Annotated in this window: 14 protein-coding genes and 1 pseudogene; 9 read left to right on the top strand and 6 right to left on the bottom strand. The window is 42.3% G+C overall.

Going from position 1 to position 16,929, the window contains the following annotated elements:
* Positions 1 to 88: 88 nt before the first annotated feature.
* Positions 89 to 1,162, bottom strand: coding sequence for a hypothetical protein (locus ACESM0_RS03490; protein ID WP_372903686.1), 1,074 nt, complete (start codon positions 1,160 to 1,162; stop codon positions 89 to 91).
* Positions 1,163 to 1,344: 182 nt separating this feature from the next.
* Between ACESM0_RS03490 and ACESM0_RS03485 the strand changes: the two genes are divergently transcribed.
* Positions 1,345 to 2,364: a hypothetical protein gene (locus tag ACESM0_RS03485; RefSeq protein ID WP_372903684.1), complete on the top strand. Its 1,020-nt coding sequence runs from the start codon at positions 1,345 to 1,347 to the stop codon at positions 2,362 to 2,364.
* A gap of 26 nt (positions 2,365 to 2,390) precedes the next feature.
* Here the strand turns inward: ACESM0_RS03485 and ACESM0_RS03480 are convergent, their stop codons facing one another.
* The 3 genes from ACESM0_RS03480 to ACESM0_RS03470 all read right to left on the bottom strand — a co-directional run bounded on the left by ACESM0_RS03480 (position 2,391) and on the right by ACESM0_RS03470 (position 5,571).
* The gene (locus ACESM0_RS03480) at positions 2,391 to 4,640 is read right to left on the bottom strand and encodes a TonB-dependent receptor (RefSeq protein ID WP_372903682.1); all 2,250 of its coding nucleotides are present in this window, start codon (positions 4,638 to 4,640) and stop codon (positions 2,391 to 2,393) included.
* A gap of 54 nt (positions 4,641 to 4,694) precedes the next feature.
* Positions 4,695 to 5,162: a hypothetical protein gene (locus ACESM0_RS03475; protein WP_372903680.1), complete on the bottom strand. Its 468-nt coding sequence runs from the start codon at positions 5,160 to 5,162 to the stop codon at positions 4,695 to 4,697.
* A gap of 106 nt (positions 5,163 to 5,268) precedes the next feature.
* Positions 5,269 to 5,571: a hypothetical protein gene (locus tag ACESM0_RS03470; protein WP_372903678.1), complete on the bottom strand. Its 303-nt coding sequence runs from the start codon at positions 5,569 to 5,571 to the stop codon at positions 5,269 to 5,271.
* A gap of 194 nt (positions 5,572 to 5,765) precedes the next feature.
* On the opposite strand from ACESM0_RS03470, the gene ACESM0_RS03465 reads away from it, so the two are divergent.
* The 7 genes from ACESM0_RS03465 to ACESM0_RS03435 all read left to right on the top strand — a co-directional run bounded on the left by ACESM0_RS03465 (position 5,766) and on the right by ACESM0_RS03435 (position 13,269).
* Complete coding sequence (locus tag ACESM0_RS03465) at positions 5,766 to 6,116, top strand: hypothetical protein (protein ID WP_372903676.1); 351 nt, start codon at positions 5,766 to 5,768, stop codon at positions 6,114 to 6,116.
* On the top strand, positions 6,100 to 7,578 hold the full coding sequence (locus ACESM0_RS03460) for a dihydrolipoyl dehydrogenase family protein (RefSeq protein ID WP_372903674.1): 1,479 nt from the start codon (positions 6,100 to 6,102) through the stop codon (positions 7,576 to 7,578). Before ACESM0_RS03465 ends, ACESM0_RS03460 begins: the two co-directional genes overlap by 17 nt.
* 162 nt (positions 7,579 to 7,740) lie before the next feature.
* Entirely contained in the window at positions 7,741 to 8,169 is a 429-nt protein-coding gene (locus tag ACESM0_RS03455; RefSeq protein ID WP_372903672.1) for a hypothetical protein, read from the top strand.
* Positions 8,170 to 8,362: 193 nt separating this feature from the next.
* Positions 8,363 to 10,183, top strand: a complete 1,821-nt coding sequence (gene ggt, locus ACESM0_RS03450) for a gamma-glutamyltransferase (RefSeq protein WP_372903670.1) — start codon at positions 8,363 to 8,365, stop codon at positions 10,181 to 10,183.
* Between the two features lie 58 nt (positions 10,184 to 10,241).
* Positions 10,242 to 10,514 (top strand): GlsB/YeaQ/YmgE family stress response membrane protein, encoded by a 273-nt coding sequence (locus ACESM0_RS03445; protein ID WP_372903668.1) that lies wholly within the window; start codon positions 10,242 to 10,244, stop codon positions 10,512 to 10,514.
* 12 nt (positions 10,515 to 10,526) lie between these two features.
* Positions 10,527 to 11,885: a serine hydrolase domain-containing protein gene (locus ACESM0_RS03440; RefSeq protein WP_372903666.1), complete on the top strand. Its 1,359-nt coding sequence runs from the start codon at positions 10,527 to 10,529 to the stop codon at positions 11,883 to 11,885.
* Entirely contained in the window at positions 11,857 to 13,269 is a 1,413-nt protein-coding gene (locus ACESM0_RS03435) for a serine hydrolase domain-containing protein (RefSeq protein WP_372903664.1), read from the top strand. The genes ACESM0_RS03440 and ACESM0_RS03435 overlap by 29 nt, the downstream gene beginning before the upstream one ends.
* A gap of 220 nt (positions 13,270 to 13,489) precedes the next feature.
* On the opposite strand, the gene ACESM0_RS03430 is transcribed toward ACESM0_RS03435, so the two are convergent.
* Positions 13,490 to 15,805: a TonB-dependent receptor gene (locus ACESM0_RS03430; RefSeq protein WP_372903662.1), complete on the bottom strand. Its 2,316-nt coding sequence runs from the start codon at positions 15,803 to 15,805 to the stop codon at positions 13,490 to 13,492.
* Between the two features lie 76 nt (positions 15,806 to 15,881).
* A complete protein-coding gene (locus tag ACESM0_RS03425; protein WP_372903660.1) occupies positions 15,882 to 16,328 on the bottom strand; it encodes a hypothetical protein in 447 nt (148 codons plus the stop codon).
* 124 nt (positions 16,329 to 16,452) lie between these two features.
* On the opposite strand from ACESM0_RS03425, the pseudogene ACESM0_RS03420 reads away from it, so the two are divergent.
* A pseudogene (locus ACESM0_RS03420) lies at positions 16,453 to 16,929 on the top strand (hypothetical protein); the annotation flags it as partial.

The following is a 16,929-nucleotide window of genomic DNA, read 5'->3' as shown; positions in this document are numbered from 1 at the left end:
ATGCTTGACTAGCCGGCTATTTCTTTCGGGATCGGAGTATTGAGAAGAAGGATCTCATCAAAAAAAACATTGCCCTAAACGATAAGGATCAATCCACAATAAAGAAGTTGTACTCGCCATGTTTAGGTCGAGTCCCGGTTTCCATGAGATTAGTCTCTCCGCGATAATTAATGACTTCTCCCCCTAAAAATGTTCGTGCCGCACGTCTTGCAATCCAGCTCAGTTCACCCAGAACCGTAAATCGTTCATCATCTTGAGTGCGGGATATTCGAATGGAGCTGTCGTCACTCAGATTCATATCAATGATTCTGGGTATTTTAGAACCAAAAGCACTTTGACTGGTAACAACCTCCATGTTTTCAACAGATGCAGAATTCAGTTCACCATCGGAATTGGTAACTCTATGGCCAATTGTATCATTGTTACCGCTTTCGTTAGGCAGCATTACATAGAGTAAATCCCAGTTCTTACTGTCGTTATGAACAATCACTCTGTAACCGCTATGCATTAAACGGGTTGTGGTCTGATTTTGCCAGGTGTGGTCCATATAGGCCGTCCCATTTACTCGTTCCCGGTTTCCATTAATGGTTACATGACCACTTGCTTCGGCGTAGGGTATGTGCGTTACAATGCCCACTTTTTCTCCGCCAACCTGGTACTTGCCGTTACCCAGTTTAAAACCTTTTTGAATATTGTTTAGGCGAAGATCGATATCATATTCTACTCCATCTTTTGATGTTTTGATAACTACCCGGTGACGTTCGGGCAGCTTGCCTTCAAAGTAGAGGTCCCGGTCATCCCGCAGTTTAAAAAGATAATTTTCTTTGTCCTGAACCAGGCGGGGAAGAGGATACTCTCTGGCCAGCTGGTAGAGTTCGCCACCATGATTGAAAACGGATATTCGAACCCCGGTTACCGGGTCCTTTAAGCTTCCGAAGCTAGCCGCTGAAAACGTAATATGCACTTTCATCCCGTTGTTGAAATAAAACTGGTAGTTCCAGAATTCATTAAAATGGCTTCCCTCCAATGTTTGAGCTAAAATCATATCGGACTTTAACGAACTTAACTGGTCATCCGGGTTGGATATCTGAGATATACCCGTTTCAGGAAGCCAGAATATAAATGTCAGAATAAGAGCTGATAGCTTAAATGGGTTGTGCATGATGATATTTTTGAGTCCGAAAATAGCCAAACTGTTCAATGAGCCTCTCAAGCTTAACGTCAAATTACTAAAAAGGTTGTTAAACAATTAATTTCAACTTGTTAAATCATTTTTAGTCATAAAAGTTTCGAAAGCTAACGTAATTTAAATCTGTTAAAGAATGTGCTTTTAATTCATATCAAATGATTACTACCTTAGGCCATTCTCAAGATCAAAAAGCGACTGCCATTAATATAGAATCAATCAAAAAAAGCTGGAAAGAATTCACTGAGAGTCCCAGGGCGGATTTTTTGAAAAGATACCTTCGCAGAGGGATGATTCTGTTCATAGTGGGTATAATTCTTTATCAACTCTTTGATATTGGCTGGAGAGAAGTGTTGAATTCTCTTCCTACTCATCCGCTTTTTTACATCATCTTTGCCTTGTTATATATATCGCTGCCTCTGGCCGAAGTTTTTATATACGGACAGGTTTGGAAGACTGGTAAATGGGAATCTTTCAAGGGATTTATCACCAAAAAAGTCTACAACGATGAAGTGATGGGGTATTCCGGTGAGTTTTACCTGTTTGTATGGGGAAGAAAATATCTGGACAAGAAGGATAGGGAGATTCTGAAGGATATAAGAGACAACAATATACTTTCGGCTCTCACATCAAACCTGGTAGCCTTTTCGCTTGTCGGTATTTTAGTCTTTACAGGTACAATCAATCTGGAAGAGATGATTGATGATGTAAATGCAGTTTATGTAATTCTTGGGATTGTAATCACAATAGTATTTACAGTACTTGCTGTTCAGTTCCGAAAGTATCTTTTTTCACTTTCATTAAAAAAATCTCTGATTGTTTTTGGAATTTATATGACCCGCTTTTTACTCCATCATGGACTAATGATTGTCCAGTGGGCAGTTGTAATACCCAATACACCCATTACAATCTGGTTTACTTTCCTGGCGATCGTGATTGTCGTTAACCGTATCCCATTTATACCCAGCCGCGATTTAGTGTTTATGTGGGCCGGTATTGAGCTTTCAAAAATGCTGAATATGGCAACGGCTGCTGTTGCCGGTATGCTGCTTGTATCAAGCGTGCTGCGAAAGATTACAAATCTGATACTATTTTTATGGATCTCCTACAGTGATAAGAACAAGGAGTTTCAGAATCTTCAGATGAAAAGTGCTGAAGAGATTATTGAAAAGCAGTAACCTTTACTTTTTGCATTGAAAAGTGCTCAAAAGTAGAGTCTGTACAAGAGTGAAATATTCCGGCCCGGTTCAGGAAATATATCTTTCAATCTACTGAGGTGGTTTTGATACGTATCGTCCAGTATGTTATTTGCTTGAATGGAGAACGTGTGTAAATAATCGCCGGAAGAGGTTAGTCTGTACTCTGCATTAGCACCCAACAGTGTGTAGGCGTCCGTAACTGACTCAAATTCCGCTAGTCTGTCTTGCTTGAAGGAGTGACGGACGTTGGCTCCGATCTGAAAAGGACCCTTAACGTAATTCAATCCGGTTTTGAATGAGAATGGAGGAATCATCGGTAAAGGAGTTGTATCTGAGTCAAAATCTTCCGTTTCCATCTCTTCATCGGTCACATCCCGGCGCCCAATGGTTAAGGATGCAGAACTATTAAATGTTAGAGATGAGGTAAGTTGAAACTCCACCATTCCTTCCAGGCCGTAAATTTCGGCTCCTACCGATTCATACTGATAGTCATTCAAGCGTGGAAAGAAAATATTCTGCCGGCCGGTATTTCTCGGATAGATGTAGTTATCAAATCCGTTATGGTACCCGGTTAACTCGAAGTTAGTATTTGTTCGCCTGTATCTGACAAATAGTTCCTTTCCAAGACCGCGCTCTGGATCTAAGTCGGGGTTCCCAATTTCGAATGAGTAAGCGGCTATATGAGGCCCCTGTGAGTACAATTCTTCAATAGATGGTGCCCGAAAAGAGTGAAGAAATGTTGACCCGACAGAAAAGCCTGCTCCAAGGTTGTAGATAGCAGTCGCAGATGAAGCCAGTGAATAAAATTCACGCTGACGAATATGGCCAATACGAGAGTCCGGATTTTCACGATCCGGTTTTGCTAATACTGCATCAAACCGAGCGCCAATTTCTATATGCAGCGGACCAAAATCTGCTTCCTGAATGGTAAATGCAGAAGCACTGTAATTGTTTGCATTGATATTAAACCGGTCCAGTACCTGATAGTCTTGAAACTCACCCCAAATACCAACTACACCATCATTGAAGACCCAAAAATCACGATGTATTCCTTTTAGATTAAGGTTTGCTGAATTTTGCGTGTATTCTGTTCCAATTATTTCAGCAGACTCAAACTCCCTGTGATGGTAATATCGATAAGAGAGCCCTCCTTCAACCATTTTGAAAAAGTTGTCATTGATCAGGAATTCACTTCTTGATTCTACCTGATATTTCTGCATCTCCACGTCCACACCATTCGCATGACCACCTTCAGGGTCGGGTGGTATTCCGTAGTTCGAAATAAATGTGGAGGCTGCCAACCCACTGTAACCCCATGGCCGGATATAACTTACACCAACGGCATTGTTTGTTGTCAAATACCCTGAATTTTCGATGGTGCCTTGTGGCGAGTTATAATTATCACCATAACGGCCATTTACATCCATATTGAAAACAAAGTCGTCTTTTGGGATGGAAACCATTCCGGCTGCAGAAATCCCCGTATTTACACTTGCTCCCTGCAGGGTAGCTGTTCCGTTGATAGATGAGGGTTTGTTGTTGGCGATTTGATTTCGAACAACGTTAATTACGCCACCAATAGCGTTAGAACCGTAAGCGAGAGCTGCAGGGCCGCGAGCAATCTCAATTTCGTCTGCTCCCATGGGATCAACGGTTACGGAATGGTCTGGTGAGGCACCGGAAACATCACCGGTTCGTTCTCCATCCTGCAAGATTAAAACACGTTCGTCACCTAGTCCCCGAATAACAGGACGGGCAGGAGCCGCACCCATTGTTCGCTGGTCAAAACCGGGTTGACTTGAAAGTGTTTCAGAAAGGGTAGTTCCCAAGTTTCTTCGTAATTGTGAACCGGTAACCTTAATGGAGGCGTGTTCAAGATTTGATCCCCTTAAACTTTCAGCATCAGCTACAACCTCAATGCTTTGGCCGGTAAGTACGGTTGCATTGAGTTCGATAGTGATGTTGGTCTCTTCACCTTGTTCAATTAGTATACGCTGAGTTTTACTTGAAAAACCAATACGATGAACATAAAGACTATATTCACCTTCGGGTATATTGTGAATCTTAAAATAGCCGTGTCTGTCCGTAGTTCCGGTTCTGTTAATCTCTTCCAGATGTATATATGCAAATGGGACCGGCTCTTCGGTTTCTGAATCAATGACAAATCCTGCAACCGACCCTGTGGATTTGGGATGGCCGGCTGCAGTCATTGTCAAAGTCAGAAAGAGAATTACTGCACTAAACAGATTTCTCATCAGAATGTTTATAAGTTGAATGTGAGTTTATTGATAACTAAATCATGACTCGGTTTAATTTTGGACAACCCTGACGGTAATAGCCTGACTTTCAAAATCTGAATGTCCGTCGTGCATCAGATCCAGAGTGAGAGTTGTTTCACCCACCTCAACAGCACTTACATTAAACTGAAATTGATTATTTCCAAGAGGATGTTCGACTGATATTACACCACTTTGAGAGAGTTCATACTGCAGTCCGTATTCTCCGCCTTCGGGAGTGAAAAGATCACCATCCTCTGCTATGAACTGAACATCTACGGGACCAACTTCAGCTCCTGCAGGCAGTTCTATAGCGTCGCCTGACGCATAGGTTAAAGTACCGCTGTCTTGAGTTACAAGCATACTACTGTTTACTGATAGTTGAAATCCTACCGGAACTTCTTCATCATGGTCGTCGTGGTCATCATTTGAATCGCAAGAAACGGCTGTAAAAATTAAAGCTGCTGCTGTAAAGAGTGTTAAGAAATATGATTTTTTCATGGATATAGGTTTTTAACTTTGTTTAAGTGATATAGATAGATTTCAACAGTAATACCGTAGAAATCGAAATTGAGATAGATGAGTTGTAAATCTGAGGGTGGCCTGACTAGGCTGAAGCAGGTGGTGCTCTGCCGTCGAAGGAGGGAAGTTCGGAAGAGTCGTAAGAAAGAGTTGGCTGAACGTATCTGACTACTGTAGGATTGATAAAAACTTCAGATACCGTTTCAGATTGCGGACTGTATTTGAATACAGACCCACAAATCACGCACTGAAAATCATCTTCAACCAGTTGATGTACCGTTTCGGAACCGGATGGATCATCGTTGTGAAAATGAATCGAAGACAACGCTGTACCTGTTAGCAGTACAAGGCTGAAAAAGAGCGATATGTAAATGCGTTTTTTATCCAAGCGAGATAGTATTGTAGTGTGTATTTGAATATACACTCAAATTCGTGGATTGATCAAACGAAATGTTTGATTAATTGTTTCAACTTGTAAACGTTAATGTAGTAAGAATATTGGTAGGTAAACAAAAAAGATAGGACCATCTTTTTTTGGTGCATATACTATTGTAAGACAGTGAATTAATTAAATTATTATTTATGGAGTGGATCAATGATTTTCAGGTTTGGTTTATGAGTTTAGGGGATGCCTATGGGGTTAATCCAATAATTTTTGGAGCTATTTACGTTGGTGCCATACCTTTTTTCACACTCTCGATTGCCTGGCTTGTTCGGAATTATAGAATTGATAGATCTATTGTATTACCCGTGCTGAGTGCATCTTTCTTTTTTGTATCAGCTTACCTTTATCTGATTATTGCCGGAAAAGATGTGCCACTTTGGGTGTATGGGGTTGTGGTAGGCATGTTGGCGTATGGCGGATGGTCGACGTTCAGAAAGGTGAAATATAAAATTAATGATGTAGAGGAAGCAGATGAAATACGATTATGACGCGATTGTGATTGGTGGCGGGGCAGCGGGGCTTACGGCTTCGGGAATTGCGGCAAATTTTGGCGCAAAAACAATGATGATTGAAAAAAATATACTGGGCGGAGATTGTACTTGGAATGGGTGTGTACCGAGCAAAACGTTGATTAAAGCAGCTTCAGTAATCCATAACGCAAAGCAGAGCAATAAATATGGAATAGACCTTTCTATAAGCGATATAGACCTGTCCAGGGTGATGGAGCATGTGGATAAAGTTCGCAATGAAGTTTATGCAGATGCCGATCGGCCTGAGATATTTGAAGAGATGGGAATTGAAGTTGTTATCGGGGAAGCGTCGTTTTCCGGTAGTCATACGATGATCGTTAAACTTCCCGATGGTACTGAGCGGAGTATAACATCTAAGTACTTTTTTATCTGTACAGGTTCCAATCCGTTTATACCACCCATTCCCGGCTTAGACAGTATAAACTATCTTACCAACGAATCACTTTTTGAAATTAATAATATTCCTAAATCGATAAGTATTATCGGCGCGGGGCCGATCGGTTGCGAGATGGCCCAGAGCTTTGTTCGCCTCGGACTGGACGTTACTGTTTTGGATATGGCCGACCGAATATTAGCGAATGATGATCCGGAGCTAACGGAAATTTTAAAGGGATGTTTGATAGAAGAGGGAGTGAAATTTGAATTGAATTCAGCCATAGAAAAAATAGAGTCGGTAGATGACGGTGTGCGGATTTCGTATATCAATAATGAAGAATCTCTGCAGGTGACAAACGAATCTCTATTGATGGCAACCGGAAGGAGGCCGAATGTGGGAGGATTAAATCTGGAAGCCGCCGGTATCGACTATTCGAAAAAAGGCATTGAAGTGAATAAATCAGGTAGAACTAGTCAAAGCCATATTTATGCGGCGGGGGATGTGACAGGTCAGTTTCATTTTTCACACATGAGTGAGCATACGGCAAAAACGGCTGTGACGAAGGCTTTACTCAAAGTGCCGATGAGTATTGATGAAAAACATCTGCCGTGGGTAACGTTTACCGATCCGGAGCTGGGGCATGTTGGGGCAACGGAGGCAGATTTGAATAAACAAGGTGTATCGTTCGAAACGTATCGCTTTCCATTTAGCAAAATTGACCGCGCGATAACCGATGGAAACACAACCGGTTTAATTAAAATTTATGCGAAGAAGTGGACCGGAAAGATATTGGGAGCGTCGGTTGTTGGAGCACACGCCGGCGAAATGATTTCACAATATGGATTGGCCATGAAAAATGGGGTTTCTCTTCGCGACTTTGCTGATACCATTCATCCCTACCCGAGCTACGGTCTGGGAGCGAGAAGAGCGGCCGATCAGTGGTATATTAAGAATCAATCTGAAACGATGGTGAAATGGATAAAACGGATATTCAGGTACAGGGGAGAGGTTCCGGATTACAGCGACCCGAATCGAATTGTATAAACTGATTTTGGATATTTAGTTTGTAAATCGGATTTGTAAGCAAGATATTCATTTATCTCTGTGTTCCGTCGCTATTCATCTGCTAAAGGTTCTATTTACCGGGAACATAGATCGAATTGCTCGTTACAACAATAGTGAAGCTCAAAATCAATCCCATTTGAAATGTACACCGGATTAAAACATTTACACTCTTATTTAGCTTATCTGTTACTTGCTGCTCTTGTTTTCTCAATTATATATGTGATTATTCAATTTGTTGGTAAAAAATCCTTTACCGACAAGGTTAGAAAAGTTACCCTTATTGGATTTATTGCTACACATCTTCAGCTATTGATAGGTTTGGTTCTATACGTAATTTCTCCTGTAGGCCTAGCCAACTTTTCAGGAGAGGCGATGTCGGAATCACTCAGCCGGCTCTACATATTGGAACATCCTTTGACGATGCTGATCGCCATAGTGCTTGTATCGGTAGGGTACATAAAAGCTAAAAAGCCGGGAGATGATGCTCGAAGATTTCGAACTGTGATTATCTATTACGGACTGGGCTTGATTCTTATGCTATCCAGGATACCGTGGTCAGTCTGGCCATAAATCTCTTTTTTATTTAGAGCAAAACTTTAAGAGGTTGTCATGAGTACTACTTTCTTTTTTTCCCCTGTAACCGTAAAAACGTTTAAAATATTCTGGGGGATAGGATTGAGGTTTGTTTATAGAGTTTTGAAATGTCATATTTGGGGGTGTTCACAAAAACTAAAGATTCGGATAAACTAAAATCTACCCTCACATGCTCAAGCTTTTACGACCTCTATCTGTCATCTCTTCATTTTTAATTTTTTCGTTTTTACTGATCTCCGGATGCGAATCCGCAGACGACAATCAAGTTTCCTACTCCATTCCTGAGCAGCCCGAAATGAGTACCGGGTATACGGAAAAGCCGGGATGGGTTACGAATGAGTTTGCCGTTGCTGCTGCAAATCCTCTGGCAACGGACGCCGGATATCAGATTATTCAGGCGGGTGGATCAGCCGTTGATGCTGCAATTGCTGTTCAGATGGTGCTTACACTGGTTGAGCCTCAGTCCAGCGGGATTGGTGGCGGAGCATTTCTGCTCAACTGGGATGGAGAACAGGTTTATGCTTATAATGGCCGCGAATCGGCACCGGCTGCTGCTAACGAAAATCATTTCCTGGATGAAAATGGGGAGACCATGCCTTACAGGGATGCAGTAAGAAGCGGAAAGTCTGTTGGAGTTCCGGGTACCATAGCCATGCTGAAACAGGCACATGAGAGACATGGTGTACTTCCATGGCAAGATCTTTTTACTCCGGCTATTACACTTGCAGAAAATGGATTCAAGATAAGCCCACGTTTAAACCAGCTTTTAGCCGGTGAAGAGGCATTTAGGAGCGATGAGATAGCTTCTCGGTTATACTATGATGAAAACAACGAAGCGAGACCGGTGGGATATGAGCTGAAAAATCCGGCATTGGCCGAGATACTACGGCTTGTAGCAAATCAAGGTATCGACGCATTTTATCAAAGCGAAGTTGCTGAAGATATCGTGAAAAGAATTCAGTCTCATGAACGACCTGGAAATATGACCGTCGCGGATATCAATAACTATCCGGCTCAGGATTTTGAAACACGTGCTCTTTGTAACGACTGGAAATCGTACAATATCTGTGGATTTCCGCCACCCTCGTCAGGTCATATCGCTATCATGCAGATGCTGGGAATTATTGAACAGGTTGAATCAGTGGAAGTTGATTTTGAAAACGGACTGATGACGGCCGAATGGATGCATAACTATTTAGAAGCTGCGAAACTCGCATTTGCAGATCGAGCAAAATATATCGGCGACTGGGATTTTGTGGATGCACCGGCCGGAGACTGGAACAGTTTAATGGAACCCTCTTACCTGGCTGAAAGAGCAGATCTGATTGGAGACCAAAGTATGGGAACAGCAGAACCCGGTAATCCCGGAGAAACACAAGCTGTGCTTGGCGTGCAACCCTATCAGCCCGAAAGCGGAACGAGTCATGTCAGTATTGTAGATCGAGATGGAAATATGGTATCGATGACAACAACCATTGAGAATGGTTTCGGAAGCCGGGTCATGAGCGATGGCGGAACAGGCCTGCCTGGCGGATTTATTCTCAACAACGAGCTGACAGATTTTTCACTTACTCCGGTTGATGAAGACGGTAACCCAATGGCAAACAGGGTGGAACCGAATAAGCGCCCAAGATCAAGCATGAGTCCTTCGCTAGTTTTCAATCGTGAATCCGGGAACGCTCTGGCAAGTGTAGGTTCGCCGGGCGGTGCTGCGATCATTCACTATACCGCCAAGGCGATTATTGGAATGTATGAGTGGGATTTAAACGCTCAGAATGCAATCAATCTGCCTAATTTTGCCAATTTTAATGGTGCGACCGCGTTGGAGGAAAATCGTTTTTCATCAGAGTTTATAGAATCACTTCGGGAAATGGGGCATGAAATCCGCACACAATCCATGACCAGCGGTATTCAAGCAATCCAGGTAACTGAGGATGGATATTTTGGCGGGGCTGACCCACGCCGCGAAGGTGTTGTTATGGGTCAGTAGATGATGACTGCTGTTTCAGATTTAATGATTCAAATTGATAACTAACTGAGGTGAAACTATGGGTTTTTTAGAATTCTTACTGCTTCTTTTTATTGCCGGTGTTTGCGGTTCAATAGGTCAGGCCATTGCCGGGTATTCCCGGGGTGGGTGTGTGGTTTCCATTGTGCTGGGTTTTATTGGTGCACTTCTGGGAACGTGGTTGAGCGAGCAGCTGGGCTTGCCTGAACTTTTAAATGTTAACATAGGCGGCAACACTTTTCCCATAATCTGGTCAATTATCGGCTCAGTTATTTTTGTAGTCATTGTTGGCCTTCTAACTAAAAAAAATTAGTACAGACTCTCTATGAAGCTACTCTACTCTCTATCAATTCTGAGTCTCTGCTTTTTCTTAAATGCAGGTTATATAGTTGCTCAATCTGTTCAAATTTCATTTGATGACATAGAAACTGCAGAAGTCGATTCAATTTTTACCGACTACACCAATGAAACTCCGGGCTGTGCAGTAGGTGTAACTCATCAGGGAAGTCTCATTTTTTCAAAAGGGTATGGAATGGCTAATCTTGATTACGGGATACCTATACAGCCTGACTCAAAGTTTATGATCGCTTCTATTTCCAAGCAGTTTACGGCTGCTTCTTTACTGATGATGCAGCAGGAGGGATTAATTGATCTTGATGAAAATCTAAAAACGTACATTCCGGAACTGCCTGATTTTGAAACCCCGATCACTGCACGTCAAATGATTCACCACACGTCAGGCATTCGGGATTTGTTTAGTCTGCTTGCATTGAACGATGTAGGATTGGACAACACAACGACACCCGAATCTACGTTCGATCTGATCAGCAGAGTAAGCAAACTCAACTTTGTACCAAATACTGAGTATAACTACAGTAACAGCTCCTATTTTTTGATGTCTATATTGGTTGAGAACCTGACAGAGATGTCTCTTCGGGAATATGCCGATAAGCATTTTTTTCAGCCAATAGGAATGACGGATACGCACTTTCATGACGATACAGGGATGATTGTAAAGAATCGTGCTGAGAGCTACAGGCCAACCGACAACGGCGTTGGCCGTTTTTACAGGGACAACCTGGATCGCGTTGGAGCACGCGGACTTTTTACCACCATTGAAGATTTTGCAAAATGGGATGCCAATTTTCTTGAAAACAAATCGAATTTGCAAAATTTCAGGGAAAAGATGCTGGAAGTTGGAATTTTTAATGATGGCACAGAGATGGATTATGCGGCCGGCATCCGCCTAAGTGAATATCGTAAGCTCTATACTTTTGGTCATGGAGGAAACTATATGGGATTTCGTACCAGCTACATGCACTTTCCCGATTATGAGCTGGGTGTGATAGTATTTTGCAATCGCAGCAATATAAGCCCGGCTACACACGCTCGGGAAGTTTCAGATCTTTATCTGAAAGAGGTTTTCGAAGAGAAGTTTTCAGAATATACAGGATCCTATCACAATAGCCGGTTCCGCACTGAATATAATATTGTAATTGAGGACGGGATACTTTTTCTGACTCGTGGTCTGCGTGAGAAGGCAGAACTCAGCTGGAGTGAAAATGATGAGTTCCGTGCTGATGGTATAACCGTCACATTTGTTCGAGGCGGAGATGAAATCGAAGCGATGAAATTAAAATCAAGCCGAACAGCTAATGTTACTTTTGAACGTAGAATTGATTGAAACTCCTATGAAACGAATTGTACAATTGCTCCTATCATTTATCCTGATTTCGCTTTTTAGTGCAGAAGCGTTACTGTCTCAAAATAACACAGATGAGCTAATAGAACGTGTTGATGAAATTTTTGCCGAATATGACAGCAGTTTCGTGCCGGGATGTGCGGTTTCAATTTTTCAGGATGGGCAATCGATTCTTACCAAAGGGTACGGAATTGCAAACCTAGACTATGGAATTCAAAATAGCGATTCGACAAGATTCTACATGGCATCAGTATCGAAGCACATTACGGCATCCGCAGCAGAATTACTGATTATTCGCGGCGAGCTGAGTGAAACTGACTTCCTGTCTGACTACGTGGAAGAGTGGCCTGAATGGGCGTCTGAAGTACAGGTTCAACACTTGTTTAATCACACTTCTGGTCTGCCTGATATTTACGGATTGATGCGAATCGGTGGAATGGATATCAATGATGTGATGGATCTGGAAGATTATATGGAAGTCATCAAAAAAGGGGAAGAGCTGATGTTTGAACCGGGTTCAGATTACTCCTATTCGAATAGCGGATACACTACACTTGCTTTTCTTGTGCAGGAAGTTAGCGGCATGGGTTTTCCTAAATTTGTAGAGAATGAATTTTTTGAACCTTTTGGAATGAACGCCTCTCATTTTCATGATGATCGAACGCATATAATTCCAAACAGGGCCATTAGCTATTTGGTTTCTGATGGGACTGTCCGGCGCTCATATCCGGGCAATTTTCAAGGTGTTGGAGGTGGCGGACTTTATACGAATCATAAAGACTTGGAGAAATGGGAACAGTTTTGGTACGGTAATTTGAGTTGGGAGGGAGGTATTTCCAAACTAGAGGCCGATAAGCTGAAACGGAATTTGATTGCTCCTGCTTATGTGGATGGTGAAATCAACGAATATAGAAAAGGACTTCGTGTTTCAATCAGAAAAGGGGTTGAGACTGTAAGACACGGTGGATCATTTTACGGATTTAAAACTAACTTCAAGCGCTATCCGCAAAAGGGCACTTCGATGATTACGACCTGCAATCGCGGAGATGCAGATCCGGGAGTTTTAAATGATCAAATAGCGGACTACCTTCTAGAGAATGAGTTTGAAGATTATCTAAATGAATATTCCGGGCGCTACATCAATGAAGAACTACCCGCTGAATATACATTAACCGTTGAAGAGGGTAATTTACTTCTGGAGAGAAGACTCAGCCCGAATGGCAAAATGGAGGAAGTTGAAAAGGATATCTGGGAAGCCGGCTCGTGGGATTTTGAGTTTTACAGAAACGGGAGTGGAAAAATCGACGGTTTTATGGTGACAACGGGTCGTGCTGAGAATGTAGAATTTAAAAAAGTTAAGTTGTAGTGAGTGAGGAAATTAATAAGTACCACTGAAACACGGAAGCCTGCTCGTATAATTTACGGTGTTGTTTAGTGTTTGCGTTGCAATAATAAACCCACACCGAAATGAATCCATGCGGGTTTTAAATCTGAAGTAAAATATTGACTATACCTTAATTCCCCTCTTAAAAAAAGAAGGGAATCATTCCAACCTAAAAAATTCAGATCAGGGGTGAATCAATACTTTAAAATCTGACACTCAGTTCAACAAAGAAGCGCCTTCCAGGCTCAGGAAGATATCCTCCGGATGGATTTTCCATAGGATTGAATTGACGATTTAGGTGTTCGTAATAGTCTTCATCCAAAAGATTTCGTACACCACCGGAAAGGTTTACTCCCTTGTAAATGACCGAGCTTAAAGATGCATCAACCAACCAAAAACCGGGTGTTCTGTTTTCTCCAAACTCCTCATTGAATCGGGTTTGTGGAAACACCCGCCGAATACTTAAATCAGGTAGTATTCGATCCGTCAATATGGATCCTCCAATATTCAGTGTAGACTCCAAAGGCGGAATCTCTGCAACAGGTGTATTGTTTTCGAGGTATTCAGCCCTGGTAAATGAACTGCTTAATCCAATAAACCAGCTTCTTGACAAATTGTGATTCATGGCAAGTTCAAAACCAGAGAAAAGGGCATCTCCGCGATTTTGAAACTCTCTGACGCCGGGAGCTCCCATACCAACCGGTTGCAAATCCTCATTAATCACTGCAGAAATATAGTTTGTCATGTAGGAAGCAAAGATTGTTGTTTCTATACTGAAATTTCCGAATTCAGATTTCAGTACCAGATCGGCCTGATTATTTGCTTCTGCTTTTAAATCCGGATTGCCGGTGTATTCGTAACTGTCGCGGCCAATTGTAAGGAAGTTGATAAACCTTTCTGTTACATCGGGGCTGCGTACTCCTCGACCCACATAAAAACCTGCTGTAGTTGTGGAAGTTATTTGACGCGTAATTCCAGCGCTGACGCTAAAATTCACATGATTGGAATTGACATCAGTGTTTTCGAATCGAGGGGCCGGATCATTGGAGTCTGCTTGATTGTAATCGATCCGGGTTCCGGCTGATAAGGTCCATCGATCGATGAAGTGCTCAAATCCGTAATATATACCCGCGTTAAAAATGGAAGCATCCTGCCATAAATTGTAGGTCATGCTATTGCCGGCTTGTGGCCCCATTTTTATGTCTACAAACCGTGTTCCTGTTACGTCCAGCTGGTCGATTCCGGCGGTTACCGTATAAGAGCCTGAGTTGTACTGACCTTTTACTTTACTGTGAACGCCGTATGTTTCGGTTTCAGCAAGAGCAACAGCATCCCGCATATTAAATGAATCACGGTTATGATTATTCATTTCATGATCCACCAGGCTCCAGTACCCATTTACTTCTACTGAAGATAGGTTTTCTGCTTGGTTGGGTGTCCATTCATAACCGGCTTTAAATTTGTAGGTATCATCAATGGCCATATCCATCATTAACGCAGGGAAATCTGCATCACGGATAAATGATTGTGACCATCCGGCAGTCAGTCGATGACCCGCAAAAACGTTGATCCCGCCTTCTAAACCGAAATCATAGGATTGAAAACCGGACGCAACTGTCAATCCACTTCCACCTGTGTAATCATCGGTTGATGACAAGCCGCCACTGAGAAGGAAATCCCAGTTTTCTGTCCCACCCTGGATTCGGGCGTCTGTTTTCTGGTGACCTGTATTATTCTCTATACCGGCACGGACATCGCCGTTAAAGCCAAAGTCGATGTAATCGGGAGATTTATGACTTACAAAGTTTACGGTTCCGCCAAATGATGGCCCATACTGCAGGGCGTGAGGTCCTCGATGAATTTCCACACGTTCAATATCACTGAGACGGATATGTGATGTGGGTGGATCCATCCGGTTGGGACAAGCAGCCGCTGTTGCGGTCAGACCATCCAGACGCACATTCAGACGGCTTCCACTGAGCCCTCTAAGTACCGGATCAATTCCGAATCCTCCTTTTCGAATCCCGGAAGCATTTCCCGCTTCACGCAGAAACTGTCCTGAATCGATTGGCAAGAATGCGGCCTTATCCGTACCCATTTGATTAGACGGAGAGTTCATGACTCTGTGCGAAAGTACCGTAAGCGGACTCATCATTTCAGATGAAGGATTAAGAACAAACTCAAGGGGACTTCCGGACTGAAGTTCATCCGGTTCTATATTTTCTGTGATTGGCCTAAAACCGATGTGACTGATCCGAACCGTAATCGGTTCTGTTACAGTGCCCAGTTCTAAACTGAAAAAGCCATCAGCGTCTGTCACAGCCATGAGTTCAGGGTCGCTTATCCATACGTGTGCACCTGAAATGGGTTCATTTGTATCGGAAGAGTAAACGACACCGGTAATTTTAGTTAAAGTTGCATCAGCATTTGTGCTGACATTATTAAGATTCGTTGCATGGAGAATATCTGCATAGAGACACAGAGCCACCACGGCAACGATGAATTTAAAATAAGACATAATTCATCCTTAGTATAAAATTGTGTTTATAGTGATCTGCAGAGGGATTCATGCTGCAGCATGTGCGATAGGATGATTATGCTCGGGGAGGGTGAAATATATCTCGTTGAACGGAAACCGGATGTTCCTCTCGGTTTAGATATTCAATACTTTTTTTAATCTCTCTTGAAGTGTATTGAAAGCCGGCAAGTAAAGCCGTTTTATCCAGTGTGTTGAATAGAATTTGTTTTTCACCGGACGGTGAATTGTCACAACCGCAAACAGAAGAGCCATTTGCAGATTGAGTCATGTTACAGTGCATTGGCTCACTTTCTTCTTCATGAGAATTGTCACTTCCCATGTTTACCATGCAACTTTCTTTCTCTGATTCGGTACTATGAGAGCAACCCATACAGGTACAGAATTGAGCCGCTTTTTCTCCATCTGTGAACATTGTATAACCCAATACCGCTACCTTACTAATCTCCGTCATAGAGAAGAGTAGCGATATAATAACCAATATTGAGCTGATGGATTGTTTCATATTATCTTTAAATCTAATTAAAGATAATTTGGTCCGAATTTAAAGTCAATACAATTATAGATTGATTCGGGTTAGAAACCATGTTTTTATTATCATTGAGCAAATTATTAATCAGTAAAAATTCATGAGGCAGGCTATACTTTATCTCAAGAGGATAACAATTACTCTTTTTATACTCATAACAGGATTACAGCAAGTTGATGCTCAGAATGGAGTTACGCTCATGGAGTGGGAGCAAAGAACGCTGAATTTTATGCTGGACCGTAACAATAATTATGGAGGCACACTTTACAATCGCGGCTTGTTTCGGGAAAATGTAAATCTGATGAGTCCCGAGCATGAAATCGATCTCCTGACCTATCGTTACACTATGGCCGATGCATATGATTGGCAGGTGGCTGATCAGGCTTACAGGATGGCTTCAGGGAGCCTGAATGCGACAGAGTTTTATATTGAGAACAAGATTAAATTTAACTACCTGTTCAACGATAATCATAAACTGTTAGTTGATGGTACTCATGAGGAAAAGTTGCGAGCCGACCGGTTTTTGTTTCAGCTTGGGTATGAGTACAGGATAAAGGAAAATCACCGGGTAGGAGCT

The sequence above is a fragment of the Rhodohalobacter sp. genome (genome assembly GCF_041686455.1).
Lineage (GTDB): Bacteria > Bacteroidota > Rhodothermia > Balneolales > Balneolaceae > Rhodohalobacter.
The sequence above is the reverse complement of the archived record's forward strand: the minus strand, read 5'-3'. Positions and strand labels throughout refer to the sequence as shown.